Annotated in this window: 17 protein-coding genes and 1 tRNA gene; 7 read left to right on the plus strand and 11 right to left on the minus strand. The window is 37.3% G+C overall.

Annotation, left to right across the window (positions count from 1 at the left end; all coding sequences use genetic code 11):
• Window position 1 precedes the first annotated feature (1 nt).
• Together ftsH and MNY28_RS10800 are read left to right on the plus strand one after the other, a co-directional pair.
• Window positions 2–1,978 carry an ATP-dependent zinc metalloprotease FtsH gene (ftsH, locus tag MNY28_RS10795; protein ID WP_346389844.1) on the plus strand — a complete coding sequence of 659 codons (1,977 nt, stop codon included), beginning with the start codon at window positions 2–4 and terminating at the stop codon, window positions 1,976–1,978.
• Window positions 1,968–2,600 carry a phosphatidylserine decarboxylase gene (locus tag MNY28_RS10800; RefSeq protein WP_346389845.1) on the plus strand — a complete coding sequence of 211 codons (633 nt, stop codon included), beginning with the start codon at window positions 1,968–1,970 and terminating at the stop codon, window positions 2,598–2,600. Before ftsH ends, MNY28_RS10800 begins: the two co-directional genes overlap by 11 nt.
• Before the next feature lie 11 nt (window positions 2,601–2,611).
• On the opposite strand, the gene MNY28_RS10805 is transcribed toward MNY28_RS10800, so the two are convergent.
• The 7 genes from MNY28_RS10805 to MNY28_RS10835 form a co-directional block, all read right to left on the minus strand.
• A complete protein-coding gene (locus MNY28_RS10805) occupies window positions 2,612–4,951 on the minus strand; it encodes a tetratricopeptide repeat protein (protein WP_151899732.1) in 2,340 nt (779 codons plus the stop codon).
• Window positions 4,952–5,344: 393 nt separating this feature from the next.
• Complete coding sequence (locus tag MNY28_RS10810; RefSeq protein ID WP_151899733.1) at window positions 5,345–5,536, minus strand: hypothetical protein; 192 nt, start codon at window positions 5,534–5,536, stop codon at window positions 5,345–5,347.
• Between the two features lie 86 nt (window positions 5,537–5,622).
• The gene (locus MNY28_RS10815; RefSeq protein WP_346389846.1) at window positions 5,623–6,516 is read right to left on the minus strand and encodes a hypothetical protein; all 894 of its coding nucleotides are present in this window, start codon (window positions 6,514–6,516) and stop codon (window positions 5,623–5,625) included.
• Between the two features lie 57 nt (window positions 6,517–6,573).
• Window positions 6,574–6,650: transfer RNA gene (locus MNY28_RS10820), tRNA-Met, on the minus strand.
• Between the two features lie 67 nt (window positions 6,651–6,717).
• Window positions 6,718–6,936 carry a cold-shock protein gene (locus MNY28_RS10825; RefSeq protein ID WP_151901482.1) on the minus strand — a complete coding sequence of 73 codons (219 nt, stop codon included), beginning with the start codon at window positions 6,934–6,936 and terminating at the stop codon, window positions 6,718–6,720.
• A gap of 211 nt (window positions 6,937–7,147) precedes the next feature.
• Window positions 7,148–8,398, minus strand: a complete 1,251-nt coding sequence (serS, locus tag MNY28_RS10830) for a serine--tRNA ligase (protein WP_346389847.1) — start codon at window positions 8,396–8,398, stop codon at window positions 7,148–7,150.
• 8 nt (window positions 8,399–8,406) lie between these two features.
• The gene (locus MNY28_RS10835) at window positions 8,407–9,318 is read right to left on the minus strand and encodes a methylenetetrahydrofolate reductase (RefSeq protein WP_346389848.1); all 912 of its coding nucleotides are present in this window, start codon (window positions 9,316–9,318) and stop codon (window positions 8,407–8,409) included.
• A gap of 27 nt (window positions 9,319–9,345) precedes the next feature.
• Here MNY28_RS10835 and serB point away from each other — a divergent pair, with 27 nt between their 5' ends.
• From serB to MNY28_RS10850, 3 genes are all read left to right on the plus strand, one after another.
• Window positions 9,346–10,002, plus strand: a complete 657-nt coding sequence (gene serB / locus MNY28_RS10840; RefSeq protein ID WP_346389924.1) for a phosphoserine phosphatase SerB — start codon at window positions 9,346–9,348, stop codon at window positions 10,000–10,002.
• Entirely contained in the window at window positions 9,996–10,295 is a 300-nt protein-coding gene (locus tag MNY28_RS10845) for a hypothetical protein (protein ID WP_346389849.1), read from the plus strand. Before serB ends, MNY28_RS10845 begins: the two co-directional genes overlap by 7 nt.
• A 66-nt stretch (window positions 10,296–10,361) precedes the next feature.
• The gene (locus MNY28_RS10850; RefSeq protein ID WP_151899739.1) at window positions 10,362–10,700 is read left to right on the plus strand and encodes a cytochrome C; all 339 of its coding nucleotides are present in this window, start codon (window positions 10,362–10,364) and stop codon (window positions 10,698–10,700) included.
• On the opposite strand, the gene MNY28_RS10855 is transcribed toward MNY28_RS10850, so the two are convergent.
• From MNY28_RS10855 to rpsF, 4 genes are all read right to left on the minus strand, one after another.
• A complete protein-coding gene (locus MNY28_RS10855) occupies window positions 10,697–12,433 on the minus strand; it encodes a hypothetical protein (RefSeq protein ID WP_346389850.1) in 1,737 nt (578 codons plus the stop codon). The two genes, MNY28_RS10850 and MNY28_RS10855, sit on opposite strands and share 4 nt — an antisense overlap.
• Before the next feature lie 99 nt (window positions 12,434–12,532).
• A complete protein-coding gene (rpsR, locus tag MNY28_RS10860; protein ID WP_151899741.1) occupies window positions 12,533–12,796 on the minus strand; it encodes a 30S ribosomal protein S18 in 264 nt (87 codons plus the stop codon).
• Between the two features lie 26 nt (window positions 12,797–12,822).
• The gene (locus MNY28_RS10865; protein WP_346389851.1) at window positions 12,823–13,383 is read right to left on the minus strand and encodes a single-stranded DNA-binding protein; all 561 of its coding nucleotides are present in this window, start codon (window positions 13,381–13,383) and stop codon (window positions 12,823–12,825) included.
• A 30-nt stretch (window positions 13,384–13,413) separates the two neighbouring features.
• On the minus strand, window positions 13,414–13,860 hold the full coding sequence (rpsF, locus tag MNY28_RS10870) for a 30S ribosomal protein S6 (protein ID WP_151899743.1): 447 nt from the start codon (window positions 13,858–13,860) through the stop codon (window positions 13,414–13,416).
• A 231-nt stretch (window positions 13,861–14,091) separates the two neighbouring features.
• Here rpsF and MNY28_RS10875 point away from each other — a divergent pair, with 231 nt between their 5' ends.
• Window positions 14,092–15,132 carry an HD domain-containing phosphohydrolase gene (locus MNY28_RS10875; protein WP_346389852.1) on the plus strand — a complete coding sequence of 347 codons (1,041 nt, stop codon included), beginning with the start codon at window positions 14,092–14,094 and terminating at the stop codon, window positions 15,130–15,132.
• Window positions 15,104–18,253 carry a transporter substrate-binding domain-containing protein gene (locus MNY28_RS10880; protein ID WP_346389853.1) on the plus strand — a complete coding sequence of 1,050 codons (3,150 nt, stop codon included), beginning with the start codon at window positions 15,104–15,106 and terminating at the stop codon, window positions 18,251–18,253. The genes MNY28_RS10875 and MNY28_RS10880 overlap by 29 nt, the downstream gene beginning before the upstream one ends.
• Window positions 18,254–18,273 lie beyond the last annotated feature (20 nt).

Consider the following 18,273-nt stretch of genomic DNA (forward strand, 5'->3'; position numbering starts at 1 on the left):
AATGGCAGATAACGAAAACAAAAACAACAATAACAACTTTTTTAATCAAAATCCACTGATAACATTTGCAATATTTTCAGTAGTAGTAATTTTGTTGTTTAAAGTAATGGTTGGAGAAGGTGCCGGCAACAGTTCTGTGATGGGAACATCAACAACAAGAATTAAGCCGGTTGACTATTCAGAGTTCAAAGCGCTTGTGAAATCCAAAGCAGTAAAAAAAGTTGAAATAGGCCAGACATATATCAGGGCCATATCAACAGACGGTTCAAAAATCTACACAACAAGAGTTGTCAAAGGGGACAATGAACTAATAAAGCTTTTGGACAAAGAAAAAATCGACTATACAGGCTTCAGTGAAACAAACTGGTTTACCGAGATGTTTGGCTGGCTGTTCCCATTTTTGATTATCATTGCCATCTGGATGTTTTTTGCCGGCCGTATGCAAAAAAGTATGGGTGGGGGACTGCTTGGAATGGGAAATTCCAAAAAGCTGATCAATTCGGAAAAACCGGATACAAAGTTTGATGATGTAGCCGGTGTTGAAGAAGCGAAAGAAGAGGTGCAGGAGATTGTAGATTTCTTGAAATATCCCGGTCGTTATGTGGAAATCGGTGCAAAAATTCCAAAAGGTGTTTTGCTGGTCGGAAGTCCCGGAACCGGTAAAACACTGCTTGCAAAGGCTGTTGCCGGAGAAGCGGAAGTACCTTTTTTCTCAGTCAGCGGTTCGAGTTTTATAGAGATGTTCGTCGGTGTGGGTGCTGCGCGTGTAAGAGATCTGTTTGAACAGGCCAAAAAAGATGCGCCGAGTATTATATTTATAGATGAGATAGATGCTATCGGTAAAAGCCGTGCAGCCGGCGGTGTTATGGGCGGAAATGATGAACGGGAACAGACACTCAATCAGCTTTTGGCAGAGATGGACGGTTTTGGAACAGATACGCCTGTCATAATTTTAGCTGCAACCAACAGGCCGGAAATTCTTGATCAGGCACTGTTGCGTCCGGGCCGTTTTGACAGACAGGTGCTTGTTGACAAACCGGATTTTGAAGGGCGTGTCAAAATTTTGAAAGTACATGTAAAGAATGTCAAAATAGACAAAGATGTGGATTTGGAAGAGTTGGCCCGTTTGACAGCGGGACTTGCGGGAGCAGACCTGGCAAACATAGTCAATGAAGCAGCATTGCTTGCGGGAAGAAAAAGTCAAAAAACAGTGAAACAAAAAGATATGTATGAAGCGGTTGAGCGTGCCTTGGCAGGACTTGCTAAAAAATCTCGCCGTATCAATCCTAAAGAGAAAAAAATTGTTGCTTACCATGAAAGCGGACATGCTTTGATGGCAGAGACAACAGACGGAGCAAAAAAAGTTTCCAAAGTCTCTATAGTGCCTCGCGGTTTGGCAGCACTTGGCTATACACTGAACAAGCCTGAAGAAAACAAATATATGATGCAGATGCATGAACTGTGGGCAGAAGTAGATACTCTGCTTGGCGGGCGTGCTGCCGAAGAAGTATTTATCGGTGAAATTTCTACAGGTGCGGGAAATGATTTGGAACGTGCCACAGACATTATAAAATCAATGGTTCAGACATACGGGATGAGTGATATTGCAGGACTTATGGTGCTTGAAAAATCCCGTCAGTCATTTTTGGGCGGTCCGCAGCAGGCGACACGTGAGTACAGTGAAAGAATGGCAGAGGAGATGGATGAATACATCAAAAAGTCATTGGATGAGCACTATAAAGCCGTTGTCAACCGCTTAAAAGAGTACAGTGGGGCGATTGAAGCAATGGTTGCACTGCTTTATAAAAAAGAGAATATTACAGGGGACGAAGTCAGAGAAATTATTATAAATTTTGAAAAAGAAAATGGCATAGAGTCTAAAGTTGTAGAAAACAGTGAGAGTATTGAAGAAGAGCTAAAAGCAGATGCCACCATGACAGACACCGAGAACAGTGACGGAAAAAGTGATGAAAAATAACCTTTTTATTATAAGCAAAAACGGGTATAAATATATTCTTTATGCCTTGTTTGCCGCCCTGGTATTTGGGCTTTTGGATTTAGAGTTTTTTTCATTTTCTGCTTTTGTTCTTGCACTGTTTTTTATGTACAGTTTCAGAAATCCGGAAAGAGAGAATACTTTTTTGGATGACAAAGCCGTAGTCTCTCCTGTTGACGGCACTGTAAAATCTATAGATACACTTGAAAGCGGTGAGTATGCCTACAGAATAGTTATAGAATCAGATTACAGAAATGTCGGTATATTGCGGATCCCTTTAAGCGGACGTCTTGAGAATGCCAAAACTACAAGGGGGGCAAGAACATCAAAAAAATCAAAGCTCTTTTATGATTTAAATGAACGTGCAGAACTTTTGTTTGTAGATACCCATAACAATAAAATAAAAGTTCTCCATAGACTCAAGCAGAGTTTTGCGCCGATTGCTATAGAAATCCCAGTCAGAGAAACCTTGCACAAAGGGACAAGATACGGGTTTGCAACGAACAGCGTTACCGAACTGTATCTTCCAAAGAATTTCAGACTGGACACTAAAGTAAACAATGAAGTCCAGGCAGTTCACTCTCTAATCGGTTATTTTACTTAGAAAGCAGTTTATTATCCATTGGGATGCTCTTTCATAAACAAGAGTTTGTCTGTATCAATATTAAATTCAAAATATTCTGATTCGAAGCTGTCATCATCTATTTTTTGCAGTTGAATGGCTGCTCCTTCATTGTTCTTGATCTCCATATACAAAAGGGCGAGTGCATATCTGGCTTCATAAAAATTTTCATTTTTCATTTTTGACAACTCAAGCAATGCTATTGCATTGGCATGATGTTTGGCCGCAGTTGATGCAACAGCTCCCAAATAGAGTGTATAAGCATCCTGTACTTTCAACTCGTCAATTAAATGGTTGTAATGGGTATAGGCTTCTTCAAAGTTTTTATTATACAGGAGTGTCAAAGCCAAAGCACTTTCTATGTCCTGTATATCAGTATCTTTTGTCTGTAAAACATACTTTAGCTGCTCTTGTAGGTAGTAGAGCCTTCCGGTGATTAAATGTTCCTGTATATATGTGTATCTTGTAATGAAAGGGCCGTAATATAAATCAGTATAGGTGAATTGCTGAGTGTTTAAGTATTTCAAGACCTCTTCTGCATATTTTGGTATGCTATACCCAGTAAAATGCGTATCTATATAGATCATATGCGGCAGGATATCATGAGGAAAGATGACTGTGAGTTTGGATGCAGCAGATTTTGCTCTGTCCAAATTTTTTGTTTTCATTCCAATAAGTACCTTGAGCATAAGATACAAAGGTCTTTGTTTGTAGTCTTTGTCAAGCCATTCAATTGCTGAGAGATAGTCATTGTCGTTGATATGTAAAAGAGTATTGTACAAATCAATCTCTTCACTGCTGTTTTCGCCGGAGAGAGAATCTTTCAAAATAGATTCCAGTTTTGTGTAATCTTTATTTATAAGTTTACTGGTCATGACAGCATAAACACCGGAAAGATAGTTTTTGGCATCTAAGTGATAGGAACGTAAAAAGTGTTTGTTTGCCTGAAGCATATCTCCCATTTGTGCATAGGTCAAGGCTAAATTATAGTGTAAAATAGAGTGTTTGGGCTGTATTTTAACAAGTTGCTGCAAATCCTGGTTTGCCTCTCGAATTTTTAAAGAAAGAGCCTTTTTAATGGCTTTTGTTATGCCTATATCAACATTTGATGCAGAATAGCTTTTTTTCAGGTATTGCTGGGCAGATTGGATATTGTCAATATATATATTTGCATTTCCTTTTCTAATGTAGCTGATTGTCTGGTTTGCATTAAAAATTTTATAGGGTGAAAAATAAAATATTTTCTGAAAATTAAGAAATTTTGAATTCTGAATTTTTTTCCTGTAGAGGGTTTGGGCTTTTTGGGGGTCAAATAAAGCATCTTTGAGTTTGACACTTACAGGATAAATCTTGTAAATTTTTTGCGGATATTCATCTGTAACTTTTTTGAGTTGTGATGCCGCTTTTTTTGTATGTCCTGCTTTAAGGTTTATGTAACTGCGTGCCAATTTTGCCCTGAGTGGCTGATTGTTTTTTGTGATAGCAGTGTTGAGATGGTCAATTGCAAGATTAAAGTCACCTATCCGCGCATACAGCAGAGCCAGGCTGAAATCATCTACCTCTTCATTTATTTTTTCCAAAGCATCAATTGCATCATAGTTATTGTTATACAAAGCATTGATTTTTGCGCTTAAATGATTTTGTATAACCGGATATGCAGGATGATCTGTATTTTTGAGAGCATTTAAAGCACCAAGATAGTTTTTGTTATAATAGCTTATAAGGGTATAGTAATATGAGTACAAAGGCGAATTGATCTCATATGGCAAATAGGCATAAGCCAGGTCAATGTAGTATTTAAAACTGGATTGATCCTTTACATGTAATGAACATACTGCCGCATTTATAGCGCTTACACATCTTTTCTCATCATTGAGTATCGCATTTTGAAATGTTTTCAACGCCAGTGCATACTGCTTGTTTTTCATTTGGGCAACACCAAGATTGTATTGTGAGATGGCCTGTGAATAGTAGGCAATATTTTCATACAGAGCCAGAGCTTTTTCTTTTGCGCCTGTTGCATAGAGATAATTTGCTTTGGCAATCATATTTTCAAGTTTACTCTGTTCTATAACGGGAGCTTTTGCTTTTTCAAGCTTGTTTTCCAGGAGACTGAAATTGTCAACTTTTTTTGTAGAGGATTTTTTGATCAGCAAAAGTGCAGTAACAGCAATAAGCAACACAACAATAACAGCAATTCCTCCAAAAAGAATGATTTTTTTCTGTTTGGATTCTTCATCATTTTCATCAAGAAATTCGTCAGTTTGCTCATGCGAATGCAATACTGCATCGCTGTCTTCTATGATTATTATCTCTTCTTGTGCATCAGCCATTGACTACCCTGTTAAATATTGCATCTTTTGTATTGAATAAGCAAAAAAAGTACCAATGCTCTGATCTCTCAAACAATATCATTATATCTTATATTTAAGGAGTATTATAGCAGTAACTACCTGATTTGATGCATACATGTAATGTATGAAGCGAGGTAGATTATGAAAGAAATTATTTCAATATACAAAAAGCAATATTTATTAGACTTCTTGCATAACCTATCATTTAACAGCAAATCCTCTATTTAAAATCGCTTTGAGTGATTATGAACAAATGATACATGCATTTTATCTGATAGCAGGGGTAGGTATCATGGTTGCAGTACTGAGTCTTTTTATATTTGTGGTGCATTATTCAAACACGAAAGAGTAAATAAAACTCTTTCGCCTCTTTTAGCATTGTGTTGGGTCTTTGAGACAAATTTGTCTTTGTTTTTCTATTTTTGCTTTTTTCATTTGTAAACTTGATCCTGTTGCTACATCATTGAGAACAAAGGCAAAAGATACAAGATATAAAAAGGAAAATCCGCCAATTAAAGCAATGATGACATAAATGTTGAAATATTTTGAGAGTCTTTTTTTCATAGCGTCCTCCTTAAAGGATATGCTACTATTTTATTGCAAAGAAACTTAATAATTATAAATAATTTTAATATAATTGCAGTTCTTAATTAATCTCTTTTACTGCACTCCTGCAGAATATGCTTAATGATTGCATCATAATCAAGGTTAAGTCCTGCTGCAAAAGTTTCAATAAAGGAGCTGTTTTTGTCAGTAATATCAGGATTGAGATTTGTCCGCATAAAAAAACACTGACCGCTTTGGTTTGTTCTTATACTGATTTGCCCAAAATCTCTGATACCAAGATCAATATAGGCATCTATTGCAAGATTTTCAACACTCTCTTTGATTGTTTGGTCTTCAATATTTTCCAGAATTTTTTTATTTCCATTGTTTGATCGTAAAACCTTTGCAGAGGAGATCAGCATAGCATCTTCTTTTGTTTTTATGATGGATACAAGATAGTCTTCTCCATCGAGATACTCTTCAATCAAAACAGGAATATTATATTTATTAGAAAGAGAAGAAACGCTTTTTTCAAATTCGCTGAAACTATTGACAGTAAAACATTTGTTTTCTTCTTGACATTGCAGGGAACGGGCAGGTTTGACAACCAGGGGATAATTAATAGGTATGTCGTAATCACGCAAATATTTTTCTGCATCGGCAATAAAATATCTTGATGTACTGATACCTTTTTCTTTAAGATAGGATTTTGCCAGTTCTGTATCTGCATCAAAGAGCAAAGCTTTTTTATCTGAACCGGTAAAGTTGATATTGTTTTTTTTGAAAAATTCACAGAGCCAAATTTTTTCTCCGTCTTCAGTGACAATATTGTTAAGAGTAAGGATAGCCAAGTGAGGTTTTCTTTGTACTGTCTGGTGTAGGTCTTGTATGGTGTGGCATTCATGAACTTCAGCAGTATATCCAAGGGATGCTATAGCATGTAAGATGGTATTTTCTTGTAAATGTTCATTTCTTGCTGTTATGATTTCTATATTCACTACTGCGTATCCTTGGTAAAATTAACTGGCTACATAAGTGTTGTAATTTTTGTGATTTGGTTGCGGAAGCAAGATTTGAACTTGCGACCTTCGGGTTATGAGCCCGACGAGCTACCGAACTGCTCTATTCCGCGATATTTGAGTCTAAAGTGGATGTTAAAAAGAGCAGACAGTTTTGATAAACTGCCCGCTGTGAAGATGTTACAGACCTGTAACGTTTTCTGCTTGTGGACCTTTGTCACCCTGACCGACTTCAAAAGTTACTTTTTGACCTTCGTCAAGTGAAACACGAGAATGTCCGTTGTCATTAATTTGACGATAATGTACAAATACATCTTTGCCGCCATCTTCTACTTCGATAAATCCGAAACCTTTGTCGCTGTTGAACCATTTAACTGTTCCATTTTGTAATGTTGCCATTGTAAATCCTTGTTTGTTTGAGTACACCAAATTTCTTTGATGATAAAAATCTAATATAAAGTTTTTCTTTTAGGTGAATGTACTGGAAACAAAGAAGTTATCAATATAAAGCAATCTAAAGATGTAACTAGAATCATCTTTTCTTGTTGGAAGTATATCTTAAAAAAAATTTAAATGCAAGGAATGTGAACAATTCTTTTTTGTAAAGTATTTACATCCCTAGATAAGGATGCAAAACTTCAGGAATATTTATACTTCCGTCTTCATTTTGAAAGTTTTCCATAATGGCTACAAGTGTGCGGCCAACGGCAAGAGAAGAACCGTTGAGGGTATGTACGAGTTCATTCTTTTTCCCGTTTTTAAAACGGATTTTGGCACGTCTTGCCTGAAAGTCTCTTGTATTGCTTACAGAAGAAATTTCACGGTATTTGTTTTGCCCGGGCAGCCATACTTCAAGATCGATTGTTTTAGCCGCGGAAAAACCCAAATCTCCTGTACACAGAGTTACCAGTCTGTGCGGTAATTCCAAAGCAGTGAGTAAATCAGAGGCACATGTGACCATATTCTCAAAAATTATATCGCTTTCACCCGGTGTAGAAATGCTTACAAGTTCTACTTTATGAAACTGATGCTGGCGTATCATGCCTCTTGTGTCCCGTCCTGCAGCTCCGGCTTCTTTTCGAAAACATGAAGTATAGGCAGTCATTGTTTTTGGCAGTTCCTCTGTTGTGAGTATCTCATCCTGATAGAGATTTGTAAGAGGAACCTCGGCTGTAGGAATGAGGAAAAGCTCAGGATCCTCTACTTTGTATAAGTCATCTTCAAATTTTGGAAGCTGTCCTGTTCCTTCAAGGGCTTTTCTGTTGACAAGTGCAGGAACGCTGACCTCTTCAAATCCGCGTTCACGGTTAAAGTCAAGCATAAAGTTTATAAGTGCGCGTTCCAGTCTTGCACCCATGCCAAAGCTGACAGAAAAGCGTGAAGTTGCCAGTTTGACACCGCGTTCAAAGTCTATCCATCCGTTTTGTTCTGCCAGTTCCCAGTGCTCTTTCGGGGTAAATGAAAATTCCCTTGGCGTGAGCACTTTTTTGATTTCGACATTGTCATCTTCATCTTCGCCGTCTGGCACATCATCATCAGGTATATTGGGTATAGCCATTGCAAGCGCTTCGAGTTCTTCTTGACGAAGGCGTTGCACTTCCAAAGCATCAGCAATACGGATTTTATTTTCATCGACTTTTTTCTTCAGCTCTGAGACATCTTTGCCTTCACGTTTGTATACACCGAACTCTTTGCTCATAGCATTTTGCGCAGCCTGAAGGGTTTCAAAGTGGGCTTTTGCCTCTTTGAGTTCTTCAAATTTTATTTTCACTTTTTCCAAAAGCTTTGCATCAACGCCTTTGCGCATCAGTTTTTTGCTTATACCGTCAAAATCTTTTTGCAATAGTTTTAAATCAATCATTTTATTCCTTATACTAATATGTCTTTGGCTATTTGAAACTGGTTCGCTGTCATCAGGTGAATCTTAGGATGGAGCTGCTTAAGCTCTTCAAAGAGTTTTTTACTAAGCTCAAATCCCACTTTATACTCCTCCTCTGCACCTTTTGTATTTGCCTCTCGGAGTTTGTCTATCCAGCAGGGAGGGACGTTGATTCCCGGTACATGGGATGACAAAAACTGTGCAGTGCGCAGCTTCGTGATAGGAAAAACTCCTAAAATAAGTTCTGCGTTTTTATTTTCACGGCAACACTCTTTGTTTGCTTTTTCTTTGAGTTCCAAAAGCTGTTTTGCATTTTCAACATCATATACCGGCTGTGTTATGATACCTACTGCTCCATGTTTAATTTTCTTTTGCATCTTTTTTTGGAGTGTTTTTGGGTTTTTTGCATAGGAGTTGACAACTGCAAAGGGGTGTATCTGTTTTGGTGCAACATTAAAAGGTTTTGCTGCATAATCCATACCGGAGTTTAAAGCGGCAATGATGTCCAGAAGCAAAGAACTGTCACCTTCAAAAACACCTTTTGTATTGGGCTGGTCAGAGATGGTGGCAGGGTCTCCTGTGAGTGCCAGGATGGCTCTGATGTCAACTTCATTTGCCCCGAGCAAATCAGACTGCAGGGCAATTTTGTTTCTGTCGCGCATACTCATCGTTGCAATAACAGGCTTGTGAAATCTCTCTTGGAGCAGTTTGGCGGCAAAAAGAGCATTGTACTTGAGTTTTGCCAAAGGATTGTCTGTGGTGGAAAATCCATCGACTAAATCTGCAAGCCCGAGTGTTTCTATTTTGTCTATCGTCGGTGTAAAAGTTGCCGAATGCCCGGGTGTAGTTTCAAGAGTAATATATCTGTCGTTTTTTAATTTATGTATCAGTGTGTCAAACAAAAAAAATCCTAATTCGCTATAATTGCGATATTATATACAAAAGAGAGAAAATTTATGCTAAAACTTGCAGTATTTGACTTTGATTCTACATTAATGGACGGTGAAACAATTGATTTTTTTGCGGATGAATTGGGAATAGGCGAAGAGGTCGCACGCATCACAGAAGAGGCCATGAGCGGAAGACTTGATTTTTTTGAATCTTTACAGCAAAGAGTAGGGCTGTTAAAAGGGTTGGATTATGCAGTTGTTGAAAAAATAGCACATAATCTGCCTTATATGCCAGGAGCACGTGAGACCATAGCAGAATTGAAAAACAGAGGCATGAAAGTTGTCTGTTTCAGCGGCGGTTTCAGAACAGCGACTTCCTATGCAAAAGATATTTTAGGATATGATGCTGATTTTTCCAATGCTTTACATGTAAAGAACGGAAAGCTTACCGGACTTGTCGGCGGCGATATGATGTTTAATTTTTCAAAAGGCGATATGTTGGTAAGACTTCAAAATATTTTGGGTATCAACGAAGAAGAGACATTGGTTTGCGGTGACGGCGCAAATGATCTTTCAATGTTTGCCCATGCAGGGACTCGGATTGCTTTTTGCGCAAGAGACATTTTAAAACGTGAAGCAAATATAATAATACAAACAAAAGATTTAACACAAATATTAAAGGAAATACAATGCTAGAGAGTACAGTGTGGAGACAATATCATGATGACAACAGTTTTAGAGAAAAACTTGCAGAGTTTTGTAGACTTGATACTGTAGATCTGATAGAAGATGACAAAGAACTTTATGCGGCGCTCAAAGCAAAATTGACAAAAAAAGAGCTGAAACTTTTTGCAATGGATACGGCAGGGATTGCTCAAGGGATAATTAAAAAAGAGTTTGCATATACTGATGAAGAATTGGAAAAAGCAAAATTCAAGCTCTATAAAAAGTTAATTCAGGATAAAACAAGGCTCAGTTTCAGAGTATAGATTAATCTATAATTTATGAAGATGTCAGTAACATATCACAATGTTATAAGATGTAAAGGAAAGTAAATGAAAAAAATGACTTCATTGTTATTGGCTGCTGCAGTGGCCGGGTCTGTTTTTACAACAAGTGCGACAGCTGATGCAAGCAAAGGGCAAAGGTTTTATTTAAAAAAGCTGAAAATCTGTAAGAAAGACGGACTGAAAAATGGAGCTGTATTTGCGATAAAACATGACCGTAAAGGTTGGGCTTCTTTAAAAGAGTCTGGAAAACTTCAAGAAGAATGGATGAAAATTTGTCCTCATGGCGTGAAAAAAATTAAGAAAATGAAAGAAAAAGATGTGAAAAACCTTTATGACTTTGTCTGGAAATATGCAGCAGACGGTGAAGTCCCGACCTGTGGTTAATGATGAGAGTGTTTGTTTAAAATGATTTTTAAACTTACTCTTCTTGATTTTTCTTTATGCTCTGTGTGATTGATTATAATTCTATTTCTATAGTTAAGACCGCTCCCCTTTAAAATATGCGTTAAATATTTTTGCTTTGTCGGGTTTTGTACCAAGAAAAGCGACTTGAACGCTTCATAGGAGCGTTTCATAGAGAGCTCTTCATTGTTTAAAAATCTCCCTGAAAAGGTACTGTTTTTCCACTCGCTGGAAGTATGTCCATTGATCTCTAAAGTTTTTACCTGCATTCTGTGTGTATATAAAAAATTTACTAATTTTGTAAAAAATTCTCTAAAAAACTTTTTTTGCTGTTTGCCGAGTTTGTATTCTCCTGCCTTAAAATAAAGATTTTTAGCAGTAAATTCAATAGTTAGATCTTTTTTTATGATAACTTTTTTCGTGTCTATTTCTTTTTGAAACAACTGACGCAGCTGCGTGTAGAAATCCAGTGTGTTTCTTGCAATCTGGGCAATTGTAGCATCTTTGTTGAGTTTGAGAATCCACATATTGTTTTCATTGGAATTTTTGTCTGTATGTATACCGGCTACACCTACCTGGGAGTTTGCTAAAATGACAGCTTTGTTAAAAACATCATAATTTTCTCCTCCGTAATGTTCCTGTTTTAAAAGTTTCAGATTTTTGCTGATTATCATCGCCAGACCATCAGTATTGAAACTGTCCCGGACAAAGCCAACTCCAATTAATGTGCCGTCACTGAACTCCTTGAGATCATTGATTTGGCTTGAGTATGTTGTACTGATTTCACTGTCAATCAAGATGTTTTTATATATATCAAATTTTACAAGGCGTATTTGCTTTTTGTGCATGGTATCTGTTTTGGCTAATGATATGACAAAATTATGATCTTTGAGCCTGAGTAAACTTACAGGTTCATTAAAACCATTGTCCGGAATCTCTTTGAGCCATATATTATCGCCGTTTTGGGTTAATCTTGAGATGTTGACAGCTGTTTTCATTTTTGTATGTGTTGTGCTGAGAACTATTATTGAACCGTCATCGGCTTCTGAAGCATCTATCCCCTGATCATCATACTGTGTGCCGTATTTTTTAGTCCACAGCAGATGTGCATCTTTGTCAAACCTGCTTATGCATACATCATCATTGCCCAAACCGCTTTGAAACATGTTGTCTTGCGTTGATCTGGAAGTAAAAGAGGTGCCTATTGCTAATACTCCGCCGTCTTTTAAGCTAACAAGTTTATGAATTGTATTATTGTTTTTAGTACCAAAGGAGACTGATCGCTTCAGATGCAAAGCAGCGTCGAGTAACACCAAGAGTTGTGACCCACCCATTGTGTATCCGCCTATAATATATCCATTCGCAGGTGTTTTTACAAAGGAGGCCGGTTTTGCAAATTGTGTAAGGGGAATGATTTTCGACTGTATGATTTGTGCTTTGTCATTCACTTTAATAAGTTCTATTTTGGCACCGTATTTATTTGAAATGTTCTGCAGGTATGCAAAAGGATCATTATATGTTTTGTCAGCATGTAAACTTTGTTTTTTGAAGTCATATGTAAAACCAAGAGCACTCAAGGTTCCGTCATAATTTTGGGTGATATCAACCAAACCTGACTGAAAAGGTTTATGAATAATGAGTGCAAAATCATCAGATGTTTTTGCATGAAGCAAAAAATTATGGAATATCAGTAAAATAAATAAAGTTAGTTTCATAGGACTGCTTTTTTAGATAAACTATAGCAATAAATATTCCTAAGTGGTGTTTGTCGGGAAAGTTTAAGGGATGAAGTGGTGCAAAAGCACCAGGAAAACCTATTTCAGGTTTTCAAATGGTGCAGTTACAACTTGCTTACGGCTTACAGTATAAGGAACTAAAGCTGCTGCACGAGCACGTTTGATTACTACTGTAATCATATCTTGGTGACGTTTACAGTTTCCTGTTAAACGACGTGGCATAATTTTATATCTTTCTGATAATGAAAAACGTAAACTTGCTACTTCTTTGTAATCCATGAAGTCAACTTTTGCTTCACAGTATTTACAATATCTTTTTTTGTATTTTCTTTTTTCTGACATGGTATACCCTTTGTATCTATTTTTTTCTAAAACGGAATTTCATCTTCATCTATATCAATTTCAGGAATAGAGCTGCTACTTGGCATTTCACGACTCTGAGACGCTGCTTGATTGTTATTGTAACTGTTTTGCTGCTGTGGTGCCTGGTAACTTTGCTGTTGTTGCACAGGCGGCTGTTGATACCCTTGCGGTTCTCCCTGTGCAGGTGCGCTATATCCACTGTTTTGTTGTGCCGGTGCATTATAACCGCCGCCTTGGTTGTCACCCTTGGAATCAAGCATTTGCATAGTTTCTACAATAACAGAATGTTTCGATCTTTTTTGTCCGTTTTGGTCAACCCACTGTTCAAAGTTTAATCTTCCCTCAACAAGGATTTTACTTCCTTTTCTGAGGTATTGGTTTGCAACTTCTGCACTTCTTCCGAAGAATGTGATATCTACAAAACAGACTTCCTCTTTCTTTTCTCCATTGCTGGTGAATTTACGGCTTGTAGCAATTGCAGTTTTTGCAATTCCCATTCCCCCTTGAGAATATCTAAGTTCGATATCACGCGTCAAGTTACCAACTAAAATTATTTTATTGAACATAAGTTTTCCTTCATTTTATAGCGAATGCTATTACTCAGCTGCTGCTTCTGTTGCCGGAGCTTCTGTTGCTTCTTCTGCTTTTGGAGCTTCTTCTGTTTGTGCTTCAGCTGCAGGAGCTTCTTCTGCTTTTGGAGCTTCAGGTGCTTTGTTTGCTTTTTTTACAAGTTCATTCCATGCTTTTATTTCACGGTTTGAATCATATTTGATCGTTATAAATCTTAAAAGGTCTTCGTTGATACGGAAACGTCTTTCAATTTCAGCGATTGCAGCAGGTGCTACTGAGTAGTAGATTACATAGTAGTAACCACGTTCGTTTTTTTCAATCGGGTATGCTAATTTTCTCATTCCCATAGCGTTTGTCGCTGCAATTTCTCCACCGTTTGAAGTAATAACTTCTTCAACTGCTTTGACGCTGGCCTGGATTTCTTCTGCAGTAAAAGTAGGTTTTACGATTACTAGGTTTTCGTAGTGTCTCATATAGTATGATCTCCTCTTGGTATTGCCTAATTCTAGGCTTTTGTTTCCCTTTCGGATCTGAATATAGTGCCAATTCTGACATTACAAAGAGAAAGGAACTCGAAATTATACATAAGTTTTGCTTAAAAAAAGCAAATTGAATATATTTATCTTCTTTTAAGTGGTTCTTTATTTGTTTTTAGTTTAAATAGATTAATTTAAATTATACAGTATGAAGGGCATGATGAGAATATGAGTTATAAGGTTTTGATTGTGGATGATGTGATAGAAAATATTCAGGTAGCGATGAATATTCTCAAAGAAGAGGGGTATGACTTTTCATATGCCAAAAACGGGGAAGAAGCTTTAGCCCTTCTGGATTTTAATAATTTTGATTTGGTACTGCTTGATATTATGATGCCTGGTATAGACGGGTATGAAGTATGCCGACGGATGAAAAACGATCCAAGACTCGTAGATATTCCTGTTGTCTTTTTAACTGCAAAATCAGATATAGACTCTATGACCAGAGCATTTGAAGTAGGCGGGGTGGATTACCTTACAAAGCCTTTTCATGCGAATGAGCTTCTGGCCCGAACAAAAACACATCTTGAACTTTATACTGCAAAAAAAATACTTCAAATTCACAACTTGTCTTTGCGGACAAAATTAAAAGAGGAACAAAAACGTATATACAGTGAACTTGAAGAGAATCAGAAGGAGATGATTTTTATTTTAACAGAACTTGTTGAATCTGTATCGGATGAGACAGGCAGACACATAAAACGTGTGGCGGAGTACAGCAGACTTTTGGCACAGTATCATCCTGCTGTTTCGGAGGGAGATGCTGATGTGATTTATCATGCAAGTCCTATGCATGACATTGGGAAGATGGGCATTCCTGAAAATATTTTGCACAAAAAAGGTTCCCTCACAAAAGAAGAATTTGAAGTGATGAAAACGCATACTGAAATTGCCCATAAATACCTGAAAATCTCAAACAGAAAACTGATGAAAGCGGCAGATATAATTGCTTATGAACATCATGAAAAATACAACGGAGCGGGCTATCCTCGCGGGCTTCAGGGCAGAGATATTCACATATTTGCCCGTATTGTAGCCTTAGCGGATGTGTTTGATGCTTTGACGCATAAAAGGGTCTACAAAGATGCCTGGAGTATAGATGATGCAGTCAATTATATACGAGAACACAGTGGAGATCATTTTGATCCGGAATTGGTTGCTATTTTTAAAGAACATCTTGATGAATTCATTGCAATTGCACAGGATTAGTTTTCTTTTTTTTGTATTTTTCTATACTTCGGCTCTTTTTGGAGTTACATTTTCTTCGCAGGAAAAAGAGTGGATAAAAGAGCATCCCGTCGTTCGGTTGGGGGCAGATTACAGTTGGCCTCCGTATGAATTTGTAGATAAACAGGGAAGACATACAGGGATTGCAGCTGATTTTTTAAAGCTCATAAGCCAAAAAAGCGGTTTGACATTTGCTGTTACATCAGAAGTTTGGGCTGATGTTATGCGCGATATGAAAGCAGGAAAATTTGACGGTCTGAGTTGTGCGGCAAAGACACCAAAAAGAGAAAAATTTTTAAAATTTACAACACCCTATGTTGAGATGCCCTTGGTTATTGTTACACAGGCTACGCGGCAAGATATAAAAAACATGGATGCACTGAATAACAAAACGGTTGCGGTAAACAGGGGCTCGTATCTGCATGAATGGTTGCAAAAAAACTATCCGAATATTCATCTTTACCTTACCTCTTCAAACCGAGAGTCTCTCAAAGCACTCTCTTTTTCAAAGGTTGATGCCTACATAGGTAATATTGCAGTGGCTTCTTATATAATGAAACAGGATTATCTTTCAAATTTAAAAATTGTAAATAATGTTCCGGGAATGGATACAAAAGTTTCTATTGCTATAGACAAAAACAAGCCTGTGCTGTTTGCAATAATAGAAAAATCATTACAGGATATCAGTGATAAAGAACGGCAAAAAATTACAGATAAATGGTTTGAGGCTTCTCAGACAGATACAAAAGTCTCCCGGAGTTTGCAATGGAGTGAGAAAGAGCAAAGGTGGTTGCAACAGCACAAACAGATTACTCTGTGTATAGAACCTGACTGGATGCCTTTTGAAGCTTTTGACAAAGATGGAAAATATATTGGCATCAGTGCCGAATATTTTAAAGAGTTTCAAAAAAATATTCCTGTTCCCATAAAAGTAGTCCGGACAAAAACATGGAGCGAATCACTTCTTTTTGTACAAAACGGGAGGTGTGAAATACTCTCTTTGGTTGCAAAAACGCCGCAAAGAGAAAAATATCTGCACTTTACAAAGCCGTATCTGCATACCCCTTTGGTAATTGCCACAAGACCGGATATTACCTATATCAGCAGTATGGAACAACTCGAAGGTAAAAAGGTGGCAATAGTAAAAGACTACTCTTTTAACGAAACCTACAGACAAAAATATCCAAAAATAGATTTTATTGATGTCAAAAGCATAACGGAGGGGTTGCAAAAGGTGCAAAATGGAGAGTTGTTCGGTTATATAGGCACACTGATAGGTGTTGGCTATCAAGTGCAGACAAAATTTCCAAACCAGTTGAAAATATCCGGACAATTGCAGGACACTCTTTCGTTCAGTGTGGGTATAAAAAAAGATTTGCCGGCACTCGCATCTATTTTTGAAAAAGTAATCAGCGCAATAAAAGAAGAAGACAGGCACAGAATAGAGTCACGCTGGATAGCTGTAGAATATGCACATGGCTTTGATTATAAACTTTTATGGAAACTTCTGGCCGGTGTTGTTTTTATCATTGCTGTTTTTGTCTATTGGAACAGAAAACTGGCATTAGAGATTAAAAAAAGAGAAAAAGCACAGGAAGAACTTCTGCAAACACAACACAGGCTGCAAATAGAAAAAGACAAGGCCGAAGCGGCAACAAAGGCAAAATCTGAATTTCTTTCAAATATGAGCCATGAAATCAGAACACCGCTTAATGCTATTATCGGCTTTTCGGATATACTCAGTGAAAAGATACAGGATCCAAAGTTAAAAAGCCATATAAAAACTGTGAAAAATGCAAGTCATACGCTTTTGACACTTATAAATGACATACTTGACCTTTCCAAGATAGAAGCAGGAAAACTGATTATAGAGACAAAACCGACAAATCTCTTTGCATTGGCTGATGAAGTGGGTTCTATCTTTGCAGTTGAGGTGGAGAGGAAAAATTTGGATTTTGTACTACATGTAAACACCAACATTCCTAAAAGTCTGTTACTCGATGAAGTACGCATACGCCAAATTTTACTCAACCTGATAGGAAATGCAATCAAATTTACGCAAAAAGGTTTTGTAAAGTTAAGCGTAAGAGCATTTGATATTGATCAGCATCTCTCAAAATTAAATCTGGAGATTTCTGTCGAGGACAGTGGTATCGGTATACCAAAAGAGCAGTTGGCGAAAATTTTTAATGAGTTTGAGCAGATGGACGGACAGGATACACGCAAGTTCGGCGGTACAGGACTTGGCCTGAGTATATCAAAACGTTTGTGTGAAATGATGGGAGGCAATATTTCTGTAGAGAGCCAAGAGAAAAAAGGGACTGTCTTTAAAGTGCACCTCTATAATGTAAGCATAGCATCAATAGCAGAGAATGATGCACAGGACGATATTCGTATAAAAAATTTAAAAAATATAAAATTTAAAAAAGCAAAAATACTGGTTGTTGATGATATTGAAAGTAATCGTGATTTGATAGTGAAAATTTTTGAAAACACTGCAATTACAGTGATAACGGCAAAAAACGGTTTGGAAGCGATAGCGCTTTGTAAAACAGAGCAGCCGGACTTGGTTTTAATGGATATAAAAATGCCTGAGATGGATGGCTATGAAGTGACAACTGCATTGCGAAAAATCTCCAAGTGTCCTGTTATTGCATTAACAGCTTCGCTTATGGAAAATGAGCAGGAGTACAAAGATACCCATTTTGACGGTTTTTTACGAAAGCCTGTTTTGAAGTATGATCTTTTTGTGGAATTAAGCAAATTTTTGGCAGTTGATGAGGCGGAAATGCCTGATAAGCCAGATAAAGAGGTATTTGAACTCAGTGAAAAAGCAAAACAAAACAGTGCTGAGATACGAAAAATTATAGAAGAAGAGATACAGACTCTTTATAAAAAAGCACTGCAGACGCATAGCTTTTCTGACACAAAAGATTTTAGCAAAAGACTTTGTACCCTGGCAGCAGAGTATGATATAAAACCTCTTGAGCAGTATGCATTGCAACTTCAAGAGAGTATAGAAGCGTTCGATATCAAAGAGCTTGAAAAACTGCTTTACCGTTTCGATACCACTGCCGAAGATCTATATGACAAACTGCAATAAAATTAAGATTTTTATTTTTT

Origin of the sequence: Sulfurimonas sp. NWX367, assembly GCF_039667065.1 — a bacterium.
Lineage (GTDB): Bacteria > Campylobacterota > Campylobacteria > Campylobacterales > Sulfurimonadaceae > Sulfurimonas > Sulfurimonas hydrogeniphila.